14 protein-coding genes and 2 pseudogenes are annotated in these 20381 nt (G+C 61.1%); 5 read left to right on the top strand and 11 right to left on the bottom strand.

What is annotated here, in order from left to right; genetic code table 11:
• Window positions 1–284: 284 nt before the first annotated feature.
• The 3 genes from GUV69_RS22755 to GUV69_RS22745 form a co-directional block, all read right to left on the bottom strand.
• Window positions 285–3362 carry a type I restriction endonuclease subunit R gene (locus tag GUV69_RS22755; protein ID WP_164206944.1) on the bottom strand — a complete coding sequence of 1026 codons (3078 nt, stop codon included), beginning with the start codon at window positions 3360–3362 and terminating at the stop codon, window positions 285–287.
• 108 nt (window positions 3363–3470) lie between these two features.
• Entirely contained in the window at window positions 3471–4790 is a 1320-nt protein-coding gene (locus GUV69_RS22750; RefSeq protein ID WP_164206942.1) for a restriction endonuclease subunit S domain-containing protein, read from the bottom strand.
• Window positions 4787–6757 carry a type I restriction-modification system subunit M gene (locus GUV69_RS22745; protein ID WP_164206940.1) on the bottom strand — a complete coding sequence of 657 codons (1971 nt, stop codon included), beginning with the start codon at window positions 6755–6757 and terminating at the stop codon, window positions 4787–4789. Before GUV69_RS22745 ends, GUV69_RS22750 begins: the two co-directional genes overlap by 4 nt.
• Before the next feature lie 440 nt (window positions 6758–7197).
• Here GUV69_RS22745 and GUV69_RS23555 point away from each other — a divergent pair.
• Window positions 7198–7719, top strand: a pseudogene (locus tag GUV69_RS23555) (hypothetical protein); the annotation flags it as partial.
• A gap of 185 nt (window positions 7720–7904) precedes the next feature.
• On the opposite strand, the gene GUV69_RS22735 reads toward GUV69_RS23555, so the two are convergent.
• Window positions 7905–8492, bottom strand: a complete 588-nt coding sequence (locus GUV69_RS22735) for a TetR/AcrR family transcriptional regulator (protein WP_164206938.1) — start codon at window positions 8490–8492, stop codon at window positions 7905–7907.
• Window positions 8493–8534: 42 nt separating this feature from the next.
• On the opposite strand from GUV69_RS22735, the gene GUV69_RS22730 reads away from it, so the two are divergent.
• From GUV69_RS22730 to GUV69_RS22720, 3 genes are all read left to right on the top strand, one after another.
• Window positions 8535–9338 carry an NADPH-dependent F420 reductase gene (locus GUV69_RS22730; RefSeq protein WP_280113780.1) on the top strand — a complete coding sequence of 268 codons (804 nt, stop codon included), beginning with the start codon at window positions 8535–8537 and terminating at the stop codon, window positions 9336–9338.
• A gap of 17 nt (window positions 9339–9355) precedes the next feature.
• A complete protein-coding gene (locus tag GUV69_RS22725) occupies window positions 9356–10786 on the top strand; it encodes a DHA2 family efflux MFS transporter permease subunit (protein WP_164206936.1) in 1431 nt (476 codons plus the stop codon).
• Window positions 10787–10876: 90 nt separating this feature from the next.
• The gene (locus GUV69_RS22720; protein ID WP_164206934.1) at window positions 10877–11863 is read left to right on the top strand and encodes an NADPH:quinone oxidoreductase family protein; all 987 of its coding nucleotides are present in this window, start codon (window positions 10877–10879) and stop codon (window positions 11861–11863) included.
• Between the two features lie 117 nt (window positions 11864–11980).
• On the opposite strand, the pseudogene GUV69_RS22715 reads toward GUV69_RS22720, so the two are convergent.
• From GUV69_RS22715 to GUV69_RS22695, 5 genes and pseudogenes are all read right to left on the bottom strand, one after another.
• Window positions 11981–12314: pseudogene (locus tag GUV69_RS22715) on the bottom strand (enolase); the annotation flags it as partial.
• Between the two features lie 130 nt (window positions 12315–12444).
• The gene (catA, locus tag GUV69_RS22710) at window positions 12445–13287 is read right to left on the bottom strand and encodes a catechol 1,2-dioxygenase (protein ID WP_164206932.1); all 843 of its coding nucleotides are present in this window, start codon (window positions 13285–13287) and stop codon (window positions 12445–12447) included.
• A gap of 35 nt (window positions 13288–13322) precedes the next feature.
• Window positions 13323–14297 (bottom strand): amidohydrolase family protein, encoded by a 975-nt coding sequence (locus tag GUV69_RS22705; protein WP_164206930.1) that lies wholly within the window; start codon window positions 14295–14297, stop codon window positions 13323–13325.
• A gap of 67 nt (window positions 14298–14364) precedes the next feature.
• Entirely contained in the window at window positions 14365–15651 is a 1287-nt protein-coding gene (locus GUV69_RS22700; RefSeq protein ID WP_164206928.1) for an FAD-dependent oxidoreductase, read from the bottom strand.
• Window positions 15652–15690: 39 nt separating this feature from the next.
• Window positions 15691–16932 carry an MFS transporter gene (locus tag GUV69_RS22695; protein ID WP_244292947.1) on the bottom strand — a complete coding sequence of 414 codons (1242 nt, stop codon included), beginning with the start codon at window positions 16930–16932 and terminating at the stop codon, window positions 15691–15693.
• 223 nt (window positions 16933–17155) lie between these two features.
• On the opposite strand from GUV69_RS22695, the gene GUV69_RS22690 reads away from it, so the two are divergent.
• The gene (locus GUV69_RS22690; RefSeq protein ID WP_164206926.1) at window positions 17156–18067 is read left to right on the top strand and encodes a LysR family transcriptional regulator; all 912 of its coding nucleotides are present in this window, start codon (window positions 17156–17158) and stop codon (window positions 18065–18067) included.
• Window positions 18068–18462: 395 nt separating this feature from the next.
• Here the strand turns inward: GUV69_RS22690 and GUV69_RS22685 are convergent, their stop codons facing one another.
• Window positions 18463–19143: a hypothetical protein gene (locus GUV69_RS22685; RefSeq protein WP_244292945.1), complete on the bottom strand. Its 681-nt coding sequence runs from the start codon at window positions 19141–19143 to the stop codon at window positions 18463–18465.
• Between the two features lie 23 nt (window positions 19144–19166).
• Entirely contained in the window at window positions 19167–20138 is a 972-nt protein-coding gene (locus GUV69_RS22680) for a ParA family protein (RefSeq protein ID WP_164206922.1), read from the bottom strand.
• Window positions 20139–20381 lie beyond the last annotated feature (243 nt).

Raw genomic sequence — 20381 nt, 5'->3', positions numbered from 1 at the left:
TCAATGGAAGGATGCCTCGACCTGTTCAGATCAGGTGCGGGGCATTCTTCTGTTGTCAGTCAACGCGAATCACCCATGGATCAGTGCGTCCGGTTTCCGCGGCCGTGGCCTGCTAGCTGCGGGGCCGGGTAGCCCGGCAGCCTCCGCGGCTGGCAGCGGTCAAAGGTGCAGGGTCGGAGTGACGCTCACGCTCGTGGTGGAAGTCGCGGCCGGGACGGCCTACTCCGGCCGCGACTTCCAGACAGGCACTTAAATTCCGAGGTGTCCGGCCAGTGCCGTCCGTCCTACCCCTGCAACTCCTCGTAAACTAACTCGCTTAGCATTTTGAGCAAGGCCTGCATCTTGGTCTTATCTCCCAGAGCTTGGAGACTCAGGTTGTAGTGGCTGTCCATGGAGTTGGTAACGGCGTCACTGACTGCCTTCTCCAGATGAGGGCTGCTGCCGAAGTGGCTGCGGGAGTTGTTCTGGGCTTGCTTTTGCAACGTCTCGTTCTTCACGAGCTCCCGGCGGACGCCCTCAACGAAGTGGGCTACGGCGTCGAGTTCCTCACCTTCGAAAGGAAGGTTTGCCTGCTGGATAACCTCCTCCCAGGTAACAAGAACGGGATCCTTTGCCTGGCCGGTTCCCGGGTCCGTCAGCGGCTTCAGCAGCTCGCCTTCGCCGGAAAGCTGGAGTTGCGCTTCGCCCTTGTCCTTCAGCGCGTACTTAGCCAGCACAACGCCAGAGAGGTCTAGCGCAACTTTGGCATCGTTTACCCGGAGCACCGGCAAGAGGTGCTTGTAGTAGATCGCGCGCTTTTCCAGATCGCTGTCGGCGTAGTCGTAGATCTGGGAGAGGAAGTCGTAGGCGCGGACGAAGGAGCCGAGATCTTTCCTGAACAGGTCCAGCTCGTCCTGGGCGGCCTTGTCAGCGCCGGCGACGGCTTCGTTGTAACGGGTGTTGAAGCGAGATTTCGCGGGGGCTACCCAGCTGGACAGTGCGTTGTTTCCGGCCTCCAACACGTATGACTTCACGAGCCCGTCCACCTCAGACTCCAAATAGATCTGGGCGGCGTCGAGCTTGGCCTGTAGGTCGTGCACCACATTTGGATTGGAAACATCTTCTAGCGCAGCCTCACGGAAGTACGGCTGGAACGAAGCGAGTATCTCGGCCGGCTCGTTAACGAAGTCCAGCACGAACGTCTGGTCCTTGCCGATGGCCGTCCGGTTCAGCCGGGACAGCGTCTGGACCGCTGAGACGCCCGAGAGCTTCTTGTCCACATACATAGCAACCAGAAGCGGCTGATCAAAGCCAGTCTGGAACTTGTTAGCGACCAGCATGATCTTGTACTCGTCGGTGGAGAACGCCTCAGCGAGTGTCCGGCCTTTCAGGCTCGGATTCATATTCAGTTCAGTGAACTGTTCGGGTCCGGACTCGTCATCGGTTACTTCGCCCGAGAAAGCGACCATCGTTCCCAATCCGGTGTAGCCGGCGTCGCTGATGTACTTGTCGATAGCGATTTTGTACCGCACGGCTTCCTTCCGGGAACCGGTAACAACCATGGCTTTGGCTTTGCCGGCCAGTCGCCAGGAGACGTTCTCGCGGAAGTGCTCCACGATCACCTGGACCTTCTGGCTGATGTTGTACGGGTGTAGTTTCACCCACTTCATCAGAGACTTCAGTGCCTCTGACTTTTCCACCTGGGTATCGTCCGAGTCGTAGTCTCGACCCTCGTGCGTGAGCTGGTAGGCCACCTTGTAGCTGGTGTAGTTCTGCAACACGTCCAGGATGAAACGCTCCTCGATGGCCTGCTGCATGGAATACAAATGGAAGGGCTGTGGCGGCCCGTACGGGCCCTGGCGGCCGAACAGCTCCAGGGTTTTGGCTTTTGGTGTGGCGGTGAAGGCGAAGTAGCTAATGTTTTTGGCGTCCGCACGCTCGGCCATTTCGGCGGCCAGGAAGGCCTCAATGTCGAACTCGCCGCCGTCGTTGACGTCCGCTAGCTCCTCTGCGGAAAGCACCTTCTTGAGTTTGTTGGCGGTGGAGCCGGTCTGCGAGGAGTGTGCTTCGTCCGCGATTATTGCGAAGTTGCGGCCCTTCAACGCTTGGGATTCGGCGATCGCTTTCAATGCAAACGGGAAGGTTTGGATAGTGACGATGATGATTGGTGTCCGTGCGACCAGCGCCGCGGTGAGCTCGGCAGACTTCGAGCCGGCATTGCCACGGATTGGGACAACGACACCGGACTTGTGCTCAATCTGGTAAATCGCGTCCTGCAGCTGGGAGTCCAGGACGGTCCGGTCCGTCACGACGATCACGGAGTCAAAAATCTTCTGATCATGAGCGTTATGCAGGGCGCTGAGCTGGTGCGCGGTCCAGGCAATGGAGTTGGTCTTTCCGGAACCGGCAGAGTGCTGAACGAGGTAGCGGTGCCCGGGCCCCTCAGCTCGTGCGGCCTCGATGAGCTGGTTGACGACGTCCCACTGATGGTAGCGAGGGAAAAGCAGTGACTTGCGGACTTCTCGCTCTCCCGTGACCGGGTTGGTCTTGTCGCTGATCTGAAGGTGCAGGAACTTGCCGATGATGTTCAGCCACGAGTCGCGCTGGAGCACCTGCTCCCAAAGATAGCTGGTTGCCGACCCCGTGGGGTTGACCGGGTTTCCCGCGTGGCCATCGTTACCGAGGTTGAACGGCAAGAAGTAGGTTTCTTTGCCCTTGAGCTCCGTGGTCATCTGGATTTCGTCATTGCTGACAGCAAAGTGCACCAAGGCACGCCGGCCAAAGGACAGCAGCGGCTCGTCCTTGTTCTTACCGTTCCGTGGCAGCCGGTCCCTGCGGTACTGTTCGACGGCGTCGTTGATGTTCTGCGTAAAATCCGTCTTAAGCTCTATCGTCGCGACCGGCAAGCCGTTGACGAACAAGACCAGGTCGATGCTCTTCTTGGTGTCGACCGTGGAGTAGTGCACCTGGCGGAGGACGCGCAGGCGCACTTTGCCGTACCGTTCCAGAGTTTCGGGATTCAGACCCATGGCGGGCTTGAACTGACACATCTCGAACTTTGCCGCAACGTCCTTGAACCCTGCGCGCAGGACGGACAACATGCCCGCTTCCTTGGTCGCAGGCTTGTCTAGAACCTTGCAGAGCCGGTCAAGCAAAAGCCGTTTGGCGGTTTCCTGCTCGCCAGGAGATTCTTTTGATTTCAGTACCTTTGTCAGTTGCTCCGGCTGGGTGTCGGCGAGCCAGGCGAAGACGTCTTCCGGGATGAGCGCGCGAGTGGCGTCGTACAGCTCATTGGATTTACGGTGAGGCTCGTAAATCCAACCCGCGGCTGCCAGGGCCTGACACATCTCTTCCTCAAATATCACTTCTTTGTGCTGCGCCATATGGTTTGCTCTCCCCCAAAAATTGCTTGCGCCGGGCTGCACAAGGATGTGGTGTGTTACCTGCTTCTGGAATCCTATTAGTGCAGGTGGATGGCCTTTCGGTCTCGACTAAAGGCCAACGACTACTTTGCCCGTAACGGCGGCAGAGATGAGGGCCCCGCGTCGTTCATGCAGGAGATTGATTGTCTTTCGTGCCGCACTATCCAGCCGGGCTAGCACATCGGTCTTTAGACGAAGTTCTCGGGCGATTCTAGCTTGTTCAGTTTTCGGTGGACGGGGAAGCTGAATGTTCTTGAGAGCGGTCGTTGAGATGTTATTCGCGAGCCCATCGGCTCCGCTAATGCTGCCTTCAACCTGCTCCCGGTACGGGTGAGAGTTGAGAAACCATTCGAGGAAGTCGTCGTCCATGTCTGGCTCTAACGTAAACCGGAACGTCTTGTCGGAGAGAATCAAATTCGAATCCAAGCTTCTGACTCGTGCGGCGGAACCAACGAGTTTCGGCGATCCGCATGCGCGCGAGACCAGCAGGTCTCCGACTTTAACTACGATGGCCGGGTCGATTACGAAGTCGCCTGGAAGCTGCTTGTTCTCATTCTCCTTGAAGACTCCACCGTTCACGCATCCAGACTTGAGGACGCCCCAGGAGCCGGAGCTGGCCGGGACTCCATCCGCTTGAGGACTAACCCCCTGCTGGATGCGTCTGACGGCAAATTTCAGGCGGCTGGCGGTCCAGTGGGCTGGTATGTCGCCGAACCAAGGGATCCCTGTCGGCTTTGTGGAGACAGCGGGGTCTAAACCTCGGGTTACCGCGTGCGTGATGAGGGCCTGTCGTTCCTCGCTTAGCAGTTCGATGAGCTGCTGCTGTTTGACGATGAGATCATCGATCTGGGCTGTTTCTTGGTCGAGATACTCTGTGATTTTTTCCTGTAATGGCTCCGGAGGAAGAACTACCGGAAGCCACTTCATGTCAGAGAACTTCATGGACTGGCGCAGACCACCGCCCATTGCGTAGAACACCTTTTGCAGGTCGTAAGCTCTCAGGAGATAACTCAAGAAGCCGGGCCTTATATGTGTTGGTGTCACCGCCAAGTAGGCGGATGTGATGATTCCGCGTTCCGGCGAGATGGCGGAACGAAGACTCCGCTTATCGTTCTGAAGATCCGTTAGACGGAGGACGAGGTCGTTACGGTTGATGATCTGGTAGGTATCGAAGGAAGCTGGTAAAAGCCCGTCAGTGCCCCCAATGTCTTTACGTACGATTCGTCCATAACTGAGAGATAACAGGTTGTCTTCAGCACCAGCCCTGTTGGAAGCAACATTTTCACGTACCACGGCGAAGAGCGGACGCGTCTCCCAGTCCGCCGGGATCCGCCCCACCCACTCGATTCCGGACTCCTTATAGTGGGCGTACGTCTTGAGTCTGGTCACTTTTCAACCTCAACGAGAAGTGCACTAATTTCTGCAATGAGCCTGTTGAGGTCGGTATCTATTTCGTCAAGAGAACGCGGTGCGACGTACTTGTAAAAGTGCCGCGTGAAGGGGATTTCGTAGCCGACCTTTGTCTTAGATTCGTCGATCCAGGCATCGGGGACATAGGGGAGGACTTCCTGTGCGAAGTAGTCCTGTATGTCCACACCAAGCGGCACGTTTTCGGTGTCACGAAGGTCTGTGTCAGCCTCGGGCGTTCCCCTCGGTCCTTTGCAAACGTCTGCCGATTCGTCGCGTTCGGAAAGGCCGGCCAGGACAGCCTTCAGGACCGGAGCCCCAAGCTTTAGGTCCGCACTTGCCAGCGCCGACTTGAGGACCTTGAGGAACGCTTCGCGGTTCTTCCAGAGCTTGGAGTCGCCTTCGCCCACTCGCATCAGGGTCTTCTCCAGAAGCTGCCGGGCGTCATCAGACAGCTTTTCCACCGGCTTCTGCGCCATCACGGCGTCGATGCGCTCTGGAGTGCAGGCAAAGTTAAGTTTTAGCGGCCGCTCAACTGCGATGGTGGAGTAGCCGAAATCCTGGTTGTGGAAGATCTTGGATGTCTCGCCGTCGTCCTGGAATGCCCCATAGAGCTTGACGATGCTCGCGATGTCCTTGGCGCCAAGTTCCTTGCGCTTCGAGCCAAGGCTCTTGCGCATCTTTTGGAAGAAGTCGACGCCGTTGATGAGTTGGATTTTGCCGACGCGCTCCGGGTGTTTCTGCTTCTTGCTGTTCGAGAGGATCCAGACATAGGTAGCGATACCGGTGTTGTAGAACATGTCCGTGGGCAGCGCGATGATGGCCTCCACAAAGTCGTTCTCGACCAAGTACTTCCGGATCTCTGACTCGCCCGAGCCCGCGCCTCCCGTAAACAGCGGCGAGCCGTTCAGGACGATGCCGATGCGGGATCCGCCGTCAGGCGCCGGGCGCATCTTTCGGACCAAATGCAGGAGGAACAGCAGCGAGCCGTCGCTGACCCGGGGCAGGCCGGGGCCGAAGCGGCCGTCGAAGCCGTGAAGTTCGTGCTCCTTCTGGATCTGCGGCTGGATCTTCTTCCATTCCACGCCGAACGGTGGATTGGAGAGCATGAAGTCGAACTGCTGGCCGATGTTCTGATCGTTGGCGAGGGTGTCGCCAACGGAGATCTTGGAGATGTCCTGGCCCTTGATGAGAAGGTCCGACTTGCAGATGGCGTAGGACTCGTCGTTGATTTCCTGGCCGTAAGCGACCAGGGAGGCGCTGGGGTTCAGGCCGTGAAGGTGTTCTTGGGCGACAGTGAGCATGCCGCCCGTGCCGGCGGTGGGGTCGTAGATGGACCGGACGATGCCCTCCTTAGTGAGGACGTCGTCGTCGTAGTTCAGCAGGAGCTGGACCATGAGCTGGATGACCTCGCGCGGAGTGAAGTGCTCACCGGCGGTTTCGTTGGAGGCTTCGGCGAAGCGGCGGATGAGCTCCTCGAACATGAGGCCCATCTCGATGTTGCTGATCGTCTCCGGGTGGAGGTCGATCGCCGCGAAGTCCTTGGTGACGTGGTAGAGCAGGTCGGCGCTGTCCAGTTTTTCGAGTGTTTTGTAGAACTCGAAGCGCTCGAAGATGTCGCGGGTGTTCTCAGAGAAGCCCTGGATGTAGTTGAGGACGTTGGCCTTGATGTTGGTGGGGTCATCGAGGAGCTTGGCGAAGTCGAATTTAGAGGTGTTGAAAAAGCTGTGGCCCGATGCTTTCTGCAGGAAGGTGTCCAGCGGGATGTTGAGGTCCTTCTTGGCCTCTGCTTCCTGAAGTACAGCGTCCTTCGTCTTTTCAAGGACACAGTCCAGGCGTCGGAAGATAGTGAAAGGGAGGATCACGGAGCCGTACTGGGCGGGTTTGTAAGTGCCCCGCAGAATGTTCGCGATGCTCCACACCAGATTGGCGTTGTTGTTGGCTGCCATTGTTCCCACTCTCGATCCGCGGGCAGCGGGGCGCTCTTGCGCACGGCTGTTAGAGCCAGGCCTACGGTCCCATTGCCGTGCAGCGTTCATTGTTCTCGCACGTACTCGCCTTGAATTGTATGGGCAGGCCGGACAAATCTTGAGCAGGGCCGGGCGGCCTTGACCAGTAGACAGGGCAGCCGGCGGTTAGGCGAGCCGCCGAATGACAGGTCAGGACAGATCCGAGAGCAGCACCGCAATCAATCCCGGTACAAGGTTCCGGATGTTGCCCTGCTACGGGGTAAGTCCGGCGAGTTCTCGGGCAAGATCTGGATCTGCTGCTGCCAGTTCCTGTTCGAGCTTCTCAAGGTGCTGGGTTCTTAATCCGACAGCGCACGGGAACCTTCGGAAGTACAGCCGGGAAAAGAATCTGGAACAACCCAAACCTGCCCCAAGGGCGAATGCCCCCTGCACCATGTTCAACGGCTACTAACAGGAGCTTCAGGCCGGGCGGCGGGCTGTTTGAGCTGAGGCGCGCGCGGGTCCGCCTGTGGGCTCGGCCCGTCGCCGGCCTATCCCACTTTACGCTTTGGGTCTGGTCGCAGCAGTCTCGCCGACACAAAATGGTCTCATCAACGGATCCTTTGACAGGACTCTGCCCACCCAGTCGCCCGGTCCCGCTGACGCTACGAGAACCCCTTGGTACCCGGGTTTTCGCGCTCCCCCACTGTCCCAGTAATGTGTCTCAACCTACTCTTCCCAGAAACAAGGGAAAATGCCCTTTGATAAGACAATTCGGGAGGGACATCGTACGAGGCGCCTCGGACACGCCCTTTGAGCTCGGCCGAGGAGGACACCGCCCTGCCAATCCGGGACCTGTAGGCCACGGCGTGCGAACGTATCTATCGAGACCATGGAATCCGGGCACGCGAACCAGCCGCCCCGAGCTGGACAAGATGATCGATCGCCTCAGCGGAGGGGACGAGGTCGTCGTGTGGAAGCTGGACAGGCTCGGCCGCAGCACACTTCAAGTCTGCCCGCTAGGCTCACTCCCCCACCAATGGTCCAGACGTCCCTCCGACATTGTGACCGACTTGGATTCCGGCAACGAGCCCCAAACGGTCGTTTGTGATCAAAGGCGGAACCTGAGACATGATTCGCCGCGTGGTCAGGCTGTGCCTTTCGTCGCCCACCCGGCTTGGAGGATGTCGAGCATAGCGGCGGCGGAGGTGCGGTCGGCCACCGCGGCTCCACGCGCCCAACTAACGGCAAGAGCCATGAGGAAGAGGTCTCGGCCGCGGACATCGCGACGTGCATGCCCTTCGTTCTGTGCGCGAGAGAGAAACTCATCGGTGACGATGACGTATCCCTCACAGGTGGAGGTCAGGGGTGAAGTGATCTCTCCCAGCGCGGCGCGGAGAGGTTCAGGGAGGCCGTTGTATGCTCCAGCCCATTCGATTAGTGCGTCGAGCCAGCGCCCGAGTGCGTCACCTGCATCGTCTGCACTGCTGGTGATGGCTTCTCTGCGGACGCCGATCTCTTCGTCTCGAGCACTGAGAAGTGCCGCCAGGAGCGCGTCTCTCGAAGGGAAGTGGCGGTAGAGGGTGCCGGGACCCACTCCTGCCTCCTTGGCAATGGCGTCGAGAGAGCCGGTAACGCCATGCTCGGCGAAGTGCCTGCGCGCGACGTCCAGGATGTGCTGTCGATTACGCCGAGCGTCGGATCGCGGGGCGCGAGTTCGGGGGGTCACAGTCATAGCAGAAAGCTCCTGTCGTGATGTGGAGACAATCTCCGTGTAGTGTTAAGCGGAGAGAGTCTCCTTGCTCTCTCTACTCTCTCACGACGCGAAGGATCGAGTATGAAGATTGGCATTATCGGAGCAGGCAACATCGGACGGATCCTCGCTGAGCGACTCGCCCGGTCAGGACACGACGTGTCGATCGCTAACTCGCGCGCACCGGAGACGGTGGAGGCGTCCGCGCTCAGCACCGGTGCGAAGGCGGTGTGGGCGGCTGATGCCACGAGGAACGCTGATGTGGTGATTGTCTCGGTCAACTTCGGCCAGCTGCCAGATGTGGCCGATCTGGTGGCGACAGCGCCAGCGGATGCGGTCATCATCGACACCTCGAACTACTTCCCGCTCCGTGACGGTCGGATCGAGGCAGTCGAGGACGGGCAGGTGGAAAGCGAGTGGGTTCAGCAGCAGTACGGGCGTCCGATCGTGAAGGCGTGGAACACGATCACCACCGCGTCCTTCCGTGACAAGGCGTACTCGAAGGACCTGGCGACCCGGATCGCACTGCCGATCGCCGCGGATGACGACACTCAGCGCGCCATCGGGATGCGCCTGGTCGAGGAGACCGGGTTTGATGCGTTCGACGCAGGCGTGATCGCGGACTCCTGGCGCCAGCAGCCTGGCAGCCCCGTGTACACGAACGACCTCACTGCGGACGAGCTTCCTGCCGCGCTGGCTCGCGCCCAGCGGGACCGCTCCGCGTTGCGGCGTGATCTGATGATGAAGGTTTACCTGGAGCGCATCGAGGCGGACGGTAAAGAACCCGATCCCGAGCGACAGCTCGCCCTGACGCGCGCCATCTTCTGAGAGAGATCCGGGACATCATGACCACCACCGCACCCGTCGCTACCGCGGCGCCCGAGAAGCTGACCGCCAGCCAGTTGACGACGATCGTCGTACTGGCCGCTTCCACGTTCTTCGCCCTCGTGTCCGAGCTCGTTATGGGCGTCGCCCTCCCGACGATCATGACCGATTTCGGCGTCACCGCGAGCACAGCGCAATGGCTGACCACCGGGTATGCCCTGACGTTGGCCGTCATCATCCCCACGACCGGCTACCTCCTGCGGCGATTCCGGATTCGCTCTGTCTTCGTCGTGAGCATGTCGCTGTTCAGCATAGGAACGGCCATCGCTGCTGCAGCGCCCACCTTCGAGGTGCTGCTCACCGCCCGCGTCGTGCAGGCGCTCGGCACTGCGGTGCTTCTGCCGCTGCTGATGACCACCACGTTCGGGATGGTCGCGCCCGCCAAGCGCGCGCAGATGATGGCCACAATCACAGCGGTCGTCTCCCTCGCCCCCGCAGTCGCACCGGCGTTCGCCGGGTTTGTCATGGCGCAGCTGGACTGGCGCTGGCTGTTCATCACCGTGCTGCCGCTCGCCATTCTCGGACTCATCTTCGGCGCCCTGAAGATCCCCTCGTTGAACGAGCCCAAGCGCGCCCCCTTCGACCTGTTGTCACTGGTGCTCGCCGCGATCGGCTTCGGTGCGGTCGTGTTCGGGCTCAGCGCGGCCGGCGAGGGAGCGCACGGGGAGATCCCGGCATCCTTCTGGATCGCTGTTCCGCTCGGAATTCTTGGCGTAGGTGCGTTTGTGGTGCGCCAGAGGCGGCTGCAGAACGACGGCACCCCGATGATGGATATGCGCATATTCACGCGCCGAGGCTTCAGCGTCTCGATCCTGCAGTTCGTCTTCCTCGTATCGAACTCATTCGGCCTCGCCGTGCTGCTCCCGCTCGTCCTGCAGAACGCGCTCGGCCTCGGCGTGTTCGAGACCGGCCTGTTCATGGCTCCCGGTGGCATCGTCATCATCCTCACCTCGCTTCTGGTCGGCAAGCTTTACAACCGTCTGGGTGCTCGAGCCCTCATGCTCAGCGGTGCCGTAATCGTCGTGGCCGGGTGGGCCGCGATGCGGACGTTCGATCAGACGACGCCCGTCTGGGTGGTCCTCGCGACCTTCTTGATCCTCACCATCGGGCAATGCCTGAGCTGGGTGGCACTGTTCACCCTCGCGCTCGATTCGCTGCCCGATGACCTCCACGCACACGGCAGCGCCGCGCTGAACACCATGCATCAGCTCGCCGGCGCCGCCGGTCTCGCGATCCTCGTCAGCGTCTTCACCCTCAACTCGCCAGGTGACACCCCCGCTGCGGTGGCAGCAGGTGGGCAAGCGGCCTTCACAGCGGGTGCCGTCATCGCGCTCTGCAGCCTGATCGTCTCCTTCTTCGCGCCGAGGCGCCAGCGAGTCGACCATGGCTGAACCAGCCGCGGGACGACCTCCCGCTCTTCAACGACCCGAGAGCATGCTCGTGCGGTGCGAGCACCTAACAACAAGAACGGAGAACGAACGATGAGACGATGGCAGGCAGCGCGGTTCGGGGAGGTGGCGGACGTCCTCCGCCTCGAGGACGTGGAACTTCCCGAGCCGGGGCCAGGAGAGGCACGCGTGCGTGTCCTCGCCGCAAGCCTCGCGCTCCCCGACCTCATGATGGTGCACGGCGACTACCCCTTCGTGCCCGAGCCGCCCGTGTCCCCGGGACAGGAAGTGGTCGGCATCGTCGACGCCGCGGGTGCGGGGTTCCCGCACCCGGTCGGAGCACGAATCATCGGCAACAGTCGCGCCGATATCGGCATCGGCGGGTTCGCCGAGTACACACTCGTCCCCGGGTGGAGCGCGATGCCGGTCATCGACGGACTGAGCGACGAGCAAGCGGCGGGCTTCCCCGGATCCTTCCATGTCGCGCACATCGGCCTCCAGCAACGTGCCGCGCTGCAGCCCGGCGAGACGCTGCTGGTCCTCGGCGGCGCCGGGCGCACCGGGTCGGCAGCGATCCAGATCGGGAAGGCGATGGGCGCGACCGTCATCGCGACAGCGCGCTCTGAGGCGAAGGCCCGCTTCAGCCGGGAGCAGGGCGCGGACCACATCCTCGACATCGGGGGCGCCGACGCGACCGAGGAGATCCGCCGCATCACGAACGGTCGCGGAGTCGACGTCGTCTACGACACCGTCGGCGGATCAGCCGCAGCCGCCGCGACGAAGACGCTGGCGCGAGGCGCACGATTCCTCATCGTCGGCTTTGCAAGCGGCACGCCGGCCCGCATCGACGCACAAGAGCTCCTCATGCGCGATTACTCCGCAATCGGCGTCATGTCCTCGTTCCGCAACGACGACGAGAAAGCCGCCACAGTGGATAGCCTCACGGCGATGCTCGCGGCGAAGCAGATCGATCCGCCCGTCACCGCGGTGTACCCGTTCGACCAGGTACCGGAAGCCCTCACCGAACGAGCCGCGGGAGGTGCCGGTCAAACAGTGATCGCTGTCGGCGGTCACGGTTGACGCGAGGGTAGCTTGGCTGATCCCGCCCGGCTTCATCGTTCGTCCTGCATGATGACGAGGGCGCGGATGGGCCGGTCGTTCTTGGACGTTCCCTTGGTCGAATCGCTCATCGGCTGGGTCGGTGTACCCGCCGAGCAGCTTGTGCACAGGTGTTCCAAGGCTTTTACGGACCGCGTCCCATACGGCGATGTCCACCGATCCCTTGGCGACGTGGTTGTTCACGGTTCGGTGCAGAACCGCGTGAATCTGTTCCCGGTCCAGCACCTCGATCCCGAGCAACTGTGGGGCGAAAACTGGTCGATGATCGCCACTATGGATTGCTGGGTCTCCCCATAGGTGTATGGACGGGGAGGAGGACGTGGTCAGCGGTGGCAACCTCGCCACTGGCGAACTTCAAAGGGTGGGTGTAAGGGATCGCATAAGGGATCGCTTCGATCCGTTCAATTTTCACGGGCGGTCCTTCCGGCTAAGGCAATGGGTGTGAGCGGGGGCAGACCTGGCGCAGGTAAGCGGAAAACCGTTGCGGGATTCTGAGAGGGAATCCCGCAACGGTCGCCTGAGTCGCTCAGCATATGAAGTGGTTAGGCGTCGGGGTCCAGAACGAAGTTATAGGTGGTCTGAACACCCTGCCCGTTCGGAGCGGGTTGGATGTCGAGCATCAGTTCCGGCTTGGTCGCGGTGGCGATGTCGTCATCGTTGTGCGGATCCCCGGGGAAGTAGAGCTGTGTGGTGAGGAGCTCATGTCCCGGCGCCCAGACTTTCAGGTGAAGGTGGGCCGGACGCCAGGCGTGCCATCCTGCCGCGGCAATCAGTTGACCGCAGGCCCCGTCGGTTGGGATCTGGTACGGGGCCGGCTGGATGGTGTTGATCTGGAAGTTCCCCTCCTCATCGGTGCTGAAGGTACCGCGCAGGTTCCATTCCGGGATGTTGGGTGCGAACTGGGAGTAGAAACCGTCCTCGTCGGCGTGCCAGAGCTCAATCTTGGCAAAAGGAAGGGGCCGGCCATCTGTGCTACGGACCTGGCCCTGGAAGAGCATCGGGGTGCCCTTTTCGTCGGGGCGCCTATCGATGGTTGCAGGGCTTTTGTGTTCCGGGGAGTTCGGGACGTAGTAGGGCCCCTCGATGGATCCCTTGTTGCCCTTGCGGTGGCTGGTCGCGACGTCCTCGACGGAATGTTCAACCCAGACGTCCAGGAACAGCGGCCATTCGCCGTCCTCGCTGACCTGGATCAGCCATGCTTTGAGTGAGTTGTACTCCTCGTACGTGACCCTTTCTTCGAGGACGATGTCGTTCGCGGCTTTGATCAGCCGCCCGGCGAGCAGGGCCACACGCTCCTGACTGGCGGCTGTACTGGTCTGCTTGTTCTCCCGGAATCGCTGCGTTGCGTTGGCGCCGGAGGAGGCAGCGGTTGCTTGTGCGCTCATATCTGTTGTCCTAATACTTCAGGTGACTTGGTGTGTCAGAGCTTCAGGAGCTTGGCGGCGTTGGTGCGTGCGATCTTGGTCAGATCGTTTTCGTTGAGTTCGAGGTTGTCGAACCAGGTTGCTGCCTCATCCATCCGCTCGAACGGGTAGTCCGAGGAGAAGAGCAGCCGGTCTGCCCCGACTTCCTGGATGGTGTTCAGCAGGGCGGGGGTGCGGAAGTTTCCGCTGGTGGTGAGGAAGAAGTTGTTGCGCAGGTAATGCCCGAAGGTTTTCTCGATGGAGATGCCGCGGGGAGCGACGGCTACGCGGTGGTCGGTGCGCCAGATGTTGAAGGGCAGTAGCTCGCCCAGGTGACCGAGGATGATTTGGATTCCGGGGTGCCGGTCGAACAGCCCGCTGCCCATCAGCCGCAGCGCGTGCGTTCCGGTTTCGACCGAGAATGCCCAGGCGGACCCATACAGCCACGGGTGCCCGTCGTACTGCGGGCTTCGGGAAGCCAGCGGGTCGCGGGGGTGAAGGTAGAGGGGCACGTCGAGTTCCTCGACCGTTGCCCAGAACTCGGCGTACCGTGCATCGTCGAGGTAGACAACAGTGTCCTCAGTGCCGACCTGTGAATAGCCGTTAACCAAGGCTCCGACGAGGCCCAGGTCGGTGACGGCCCGGCGCAATTCCGTTACCGCGGCGTCGGGGTCCTGCATGGGCAGTGCGGCGAAGGAAGCGAAACGGTCCGGATTGTTGGAGACCTGCTTGGCGGCGTAGTCATTCAGCCGCTTCGACCAGTCCACGGCCTGCTCGGGATCGTGCAGGGACTGGATTCCGGGCGAGAGCAGGGACAGCACAGACTTTTCGATGCCGCACTGGTCCATCAGGCGAAGCCGGTCTTCGTGGATGTCCAGCAGCATGTCCCGGCGTGCGGGCCAGGCGTCAGCGGTGAAGTGCTCCGCGGACTGCTCGACGATGTTCGGGTCAGTAGCACCGAAGTGCTCTTCGAGGGCGATCTTGGCAACCATGAAAAGTGTTCCTTTGAGGTAGGTGGATCCGTGGCGGGGCCACGCAGGACTTAGGGTTGTGGCTGGCCTAGGACGCAACCGCTGCGGACGTGATTGCCGCATTTACGGGGATGGGGAGCCGGGCGTCCTGGCGCTGCAGCTCTGCCTGGACGGAGTTCGTGTCGCAGTCCCTGCCAAGGGCGGTGAAAGCGGCGGCGATGCCGGCGGCATGGCCCGTGGCGAATGCTGTGCCCATGACCCTCACCGATGATCCGGCCGCCTGGTCCCCGTCAAGGACGCGGCCGGCTGCGAAGAGGTTGGTCCGGTTTACGCTCTTCAGGCAGTCCAGGGGGATGCCGAAGTAGCCGGGGTCGGCGATGAACTTCCAGACGGAAGGAACACCCGGGCCCGGGTGGTACTCCATCGGCCACGCCCCGATGGCCACGGCGTCATGGCGGGGTTCCGGGAGAAGCACATCGTTTTCTGTCAGACGCAGCGGGGCAACGACATGGCGTGACTCCCTCGTGCCGAGCTCTGGCCCGGTGGAGACGATGTAGGCGTTTTCGCAGCCCGGTACCGTCCTGAGTGCCTGAAGGTAGGCCTGGGCCTGGAGGCGCGCGTGGGCCTCGGCCCGGCTTGTATCGACGGCACTGCGTGCGTCGTAGCCTTCGTCCACGAGGTAGGTGATGATGTCCCCGGACACGGGCAGGCGGGCGACGAGGCCCGTTTCGGCCAGGAGATTCGGTACGCCGGCGGCTTTGCTGGCGGCGACCGCTTTCTTCAGTGCGGCGCGTCCGGCGTCAACGTCGAGGGGGATCCCCCCGAAGCGGACGCCGAGGGTGCCGTTCTGCACTTTTCCGTCGCGGCCGTAGCGCACTTCGGCGCCGCTGTGGCAGGCCAGGTCAGCGTCACCGGTGGCGTCGACGAACGCTCCTGCCGTGAAGTCGTGAAGACCTTCGTGGTCAGCGACATGGACAGCCGTCACAGCTCCGGCTTTGTCTGCTTCTGCGCCCACGATCAGGCTGTGGAGGCGAACGTCCACGCCGGCTTCGGCACACAGCTCGTCGAGGACGAACTTGACGTCCTCGGGCTCGAAGACGACGGTCACGGCGTTGTACTTGCGCGGTTCGCTGACCGCGCCCATTGCCCGCAGCCTTGCGTAGGCGTCTTCCATCACACCGAACACGACCTGCCGCTGTTCTTCCTGGGTGAAGATGCCGGCGTACGTCACCACGTTGCGCAGCGTTGCGGCCCCACCAAGGCAGGGGCCTTTTTCCAGAAGGAGGGTGCGGGCACCGGCGCGGCTCGCGCCAACGGCTGCTGCCACTCCTGCCGATCCTCCGCCGGCGATGATGACGTCGTAATGCTTACTCAAAGTCTTGCCTTTCAAAGTGTTGCTAAGGGGTTCTGGTTGCTAGCGGGCTGCTTCGGAAGCCGCCGCGGGGACGTTCCGCCCATCGGAGGCCTTTGCCGGGCGAATCGCGAGCATGGGAATCACTGCGAGCAGGGGCCCTGCCGCCAGGGCGAGGAATGCGAGCTGGAAGGAGGACGTTGCGCCGAAGACCATGCCGATGACCGTGGGAACCACGGTGCTGCCCAGCTGCCAGAAAGCATTGACGCCGCCGGCGGCGGAACCTGCCAGCTTCTCGCCGGCCAGTGTGGGGATCATGGCGAGCATGACGGGGCTGTAGACGTAAGCGGCGATGCCGAGCACCGGGGCGATCCAGAGGAACTGCACGCCGTCGGTTGCCATGCTGAAGAGAACGAGGGTGGCCGAGAAGGCCAGCAGGATGCATATGGTGAGGTTCCGTCGGGTCATCTTGATCGCGTCGGATACGAAGCCGATGAGGGGCTTGGAGAAGATGGCAGTGGTACCAAAAATGACCACGACGATGCCGGCCTGAACCGGGTCGATGCCGACGCCCTTGGTCATGAGCAGGTTGGACCAGGTCACGAACCCATAGGTGCCCCAGAGGGCGCCGAAACCGGCCAGGCCGATCAGGATGAGGTTTCTGTTGCGCAGGAGCGGCTTGATCTGCGGCAGTGTTTTTTCCTGCGGTTCGTTTTGCTGCTTTCCGCCGCGCAGCAGGATCAGGCAGACGATGCCCAGGCCAATGGAGATGAAGCCGAACAGGTGGTAGGAGGCCCGCCAGCTGGCCTGCTGGACCATGGAAGGGACGACGGCGTTGGCGATAACGAGGCCAAGAGAGGTCGCTGTCATGAAGATGCCCATGGCAGTTCCGCGTTTCTCGGGCCGGAACCAGTTGGAAATCAGCCGGATGCCCCCACCGAATTCCGCACCTGCGCACAGACCGATGCAGGCCTGGAAGACGAGACCCATCGTCTGGGAAGTCGATGTACCGAAGGCCAGCATGAAGGAACCGGACAACAGAATGCTCGAACCGACGATCAGCCGTCCGCCGAGCCAGTCAGCAAGGAAGCCACCAAAGAGGTTGGAAAGGACGTAGCCGATGTAATACGTGGTGGCGAAAAGGCCCAGGCCGGCCACGGCAACGCCGAGGTCCTCACCGACGGAACCTGCGGCAGGGCCCCAAGTGGCGCGGTCTACGGACGTCATAGTGAAAGCAGCCCAGGCCAAGGTCAGGACGACCCAACGGTAGGGGGACTGGCGGATCGCGGGTTGCGAAGTCGTCATTGACTTTCTTTCTTTCAGGCAATTGACAGAAGGGGAAAGGGGCGGGCTGCAGCGGTCCCTGTTTTACGGAACTAAGACGCTTCATCCATAACTAGCGCTGAAGGTCTATGTCACACATCACAATGTAGACCCCCTTGATCACTGGTATCCAATACCCTTTTCCACGAGGGGGCATACCCTGAAGTTATGGACACGTGTTGCCACCTCCACGAAAGGGCGAGACATGGAACTCCGGCAGCTGCGCTACTTCGTAGCGGTTTTCAACCAAAAGTCGATATCCAGGGCAGCTGAACAACTACTCATTTCACAGCCGGCCCTGACCCGGCAGATCCGCCTTCTGGAACACGAATGCGGCGCCACCCTGTTCGAACGGCTACCCAAAGGCACCTTCCCCACCCCCGCGGGCGTGGCACTGCACAAACACGCCCTCACCATGCTCGCCATGGCCGGATCCGCCAGGGAAGTGGCGCGCCAGGCAGGGCCTGCGCGGCAGCCTGTCGCCCTTGGACTGGCACCCGGGCTGCCTCCGGAATGGGTGGACCGATTACTTGTAGCAGTTGCAGAAAAAGCCCCGCTAGCGGAGCTGGAACTCACCGATGGGGACACCACCGGCCAGCTGAGGATGGTCCGCGAGGGACGCCTGGACATCGGCTTGGTTCACCAGGAACCCTCACAGGACCTTGTCGGGGCGAGGGTGCGAAAAGAGTTCTTCGGGCTCGCCTGCCGCCCAGGACTCCCCGAGATTGGCGACGCGACTACCTGCAGACTGGCAGATGTCGACGATCAGCGCGTCCTGATCCACTCCCGGGAACAATTTCCCCTCGGACACGACCGGCTCCTGGCCGCATCGCATGAGCTCGGTGTTGCTCCAGCCTGGAGAATTGCAACCTTCAACGAACATGCCCGCGCCTGTGCAGATGCCACGTCATCCGTGGCCGTGATGCTGACCGAGGCCAGCGCCAGCAGACTCTTACCTGATTGGCAGTGGAAGCAGCTCATTAACCCGACCATGGCGCTGGAGACATGGATGGTCCGCCAACCTGTGTCGCGTGGCATCGTCGAAAAGGTGGCCGAGACCATTCTGGAAACCTTCCCAGTCGCACCAGAACCACTGCCACGAACAAAGCCCCTATGACCACGGGTTGCTTCTAATTCCACCTACGCGGGCGTCCCGACAGTAAAAAGCTCCATCACGTTCTAGGCCCCAGTTCAGATCGAAAGAAGACCTGCAAAAACGCCCATTATTGACACGCCACCTTCGCTCATCAGAACAGCTCTGAAACGAGGGTCCTGTCGGCCTCTCCCCCACTGCGCCTTGGGCGCGTGCCCACAAACGGTCATTTCTGACCACTCTTTAGATCGTGTTTGATCTCCCCCGGGCGAGAGGCCCGGATCCACCCAAACATGAGCAAATTCTCGTGCCTATCAATGAATCAGGAGTCCCTAGAAACCAGGGCCTGGTGTGACTTTTACATTCCGGAGTCACTCACACTAAACGTAACTGGGTACTCGTCTAGGGCCGCCAGATCGTTATTCGTTGTTCTGTTCTTTCCTGTAGGCGGTGAGAACTCCGACGAAGAACGCATTCCTGTTGTCAGCTGTCCAGGTCCGAGCGAGACTGATGATCACCTTCATGTGGTTTTTGCGGAAGCGCAGCGGCCTCGTCTCCGGTTCAACTGATCCACGAGCAGGCTTAGGCGTGGCTGGCGCCCGCCCGAAGATGTCGTTCGCTGGAATCTGGCTGTCATCCGGCGCGAAAATCTGGCCGAACCGGTTCTCGGCCGCGACCCAGCTGATCGCGTTCAGGACAATCCCCGGGTACGAGATTCCTGTGATGTCATGGTGCACTGCCAGCCACTGGTTCAAGTCCTTGGGAAGGTAGAGAGTGACGTGGCCTGAGTGTTCCTCTTCTGCTGGTTCGATCTTCGGGGCGACCGTTGCCCCGTCAGATGGCGCGGGCTGGTCAACGGACTGGACGGGTGGAGCCGCCGCCGCGGTTTCCGATTCGAGTTCTTCCACCATGCTTGGTTCCCCGGTAGGAGGGGCAGGTTTAGCAGGTACAGGATCCTGCGCAGGAGAACTCTCGGTCGATTCAGCTGCGGGTTCAGGCGTTGTTGCAGGAACCTGCTCGGCTGGAGCCACTTCGGTTGGAGTAGACGGCACCGGCTGGAGCACGCGCCTCTTCAAGCCGCTCAGGGCGCTGAGGTCCATCTTTCCTGGGCTTGAGGGCAGGCTCACTTGGCGGCCACCTCCAGGTTCTCGTCAAGCGCTTCCTCTTGGGACTGAAGCTCGTGGACGATTTGCTCAGTCAGCCGCATGTAATCCTCGGCCAAGTTTCCTGCCGACTGTGCGATACGGGGTTCATCCGAGCTCTTGCCCTTGTTACGCAACCGCTCCCAGAACGGGGATTGAGTCGCTGCCCTGGCGGCCAGCTCATGTGCTGCGAGACCCCGGAAGCTGGCGTCGGCGTCAGCTGCAACAACGTCGCGGATGCTGCCCTCGAACACAGGCGCGATGCCGTCCAGGGACTCCTGGAGCAAGGTGCGGGCCTGTTTGTCCACGTTTCTGGCGTTCGTGGGAATGCCAAAGAGGATGACACCGAGCAGCGATACTGCTGGATTGTCATTCTGGACACTGAGGATGCGACGGGCTAGAGACTCAAGACCACGAATGGATTTCGGCTCAGGCTTCACCGGAGCCAGAATCCAACGGGAGGCCAACATCGCTTCCTCAATAGCGGTCCAGCCGGCCTCTGACGGCGGGGTGTCGATCAGGACGATGTCGTAGTTCGGGGCTATCTTGGCCAAGGTCCGAGCCACTCCCCCACGCATCTTTCCTTGACGGGAGGCGTCTCCCTGGAACGTGTCCATGAGCTGCGCTGTGTGATTGCCACCGGCGAGGACATCCAGGCCGGGCCGCACATCCTTGATTGGCACCGGGACCTTGTCGTACCGGACCGCGATATCCAGCGCTTCGCCACGGTCGTATCGGTCATCATTGATGATGCCCAAATTGGTTGACGTGTCGCCTTGAGAGTCCAGGTCAACGACCAACACCTTGTAGCCGGCTTCAGCGAGAAGAGCAGCGAGATTGGTGGTCACGGTCGTCTTGCCGACTCCGCCTTTGCCATTGGAGATGCAGATGGTGCGTCGCGACGCCAGTTGAACGGCGGGCGACAACGTGTAAGAGGTAGTTGCCGTATCCATAGTGCACATCCTAAACGCGGACAATGCGAGGCAGCTGCACATTCACTGTGGTGTCGCAATACAACACAAGCAAAGCTACTTTTGCAGTAGTAGAACAGTGGTCACCAACTAGCTACCAAGTTGGTCTCTAGTAGAACACAACTAGCTTTGCAATGATCTACCAGTAGCTATACACCTGCTTAGTAGCAGCGCTGCATTACTTAGGAAGCTGACAAAGAGTAGCTACGCACGCGCTTTGCACTA

This window comes from [Micrococcus luteus] ATCC 49442 (assembly GCF_010367585.1).
GTDB classification, from domain to species: Bacteria; Actinomycetota; Actinomycetes; order Actinomycetales; family Micrococcaceae; genus Arthrobacter; species Arthrobacter luteus_A.
Note: the sequence above shows the minus strand (reverse complement) of the source record. Positions and strands in the feature narration are given on the sequence as shown.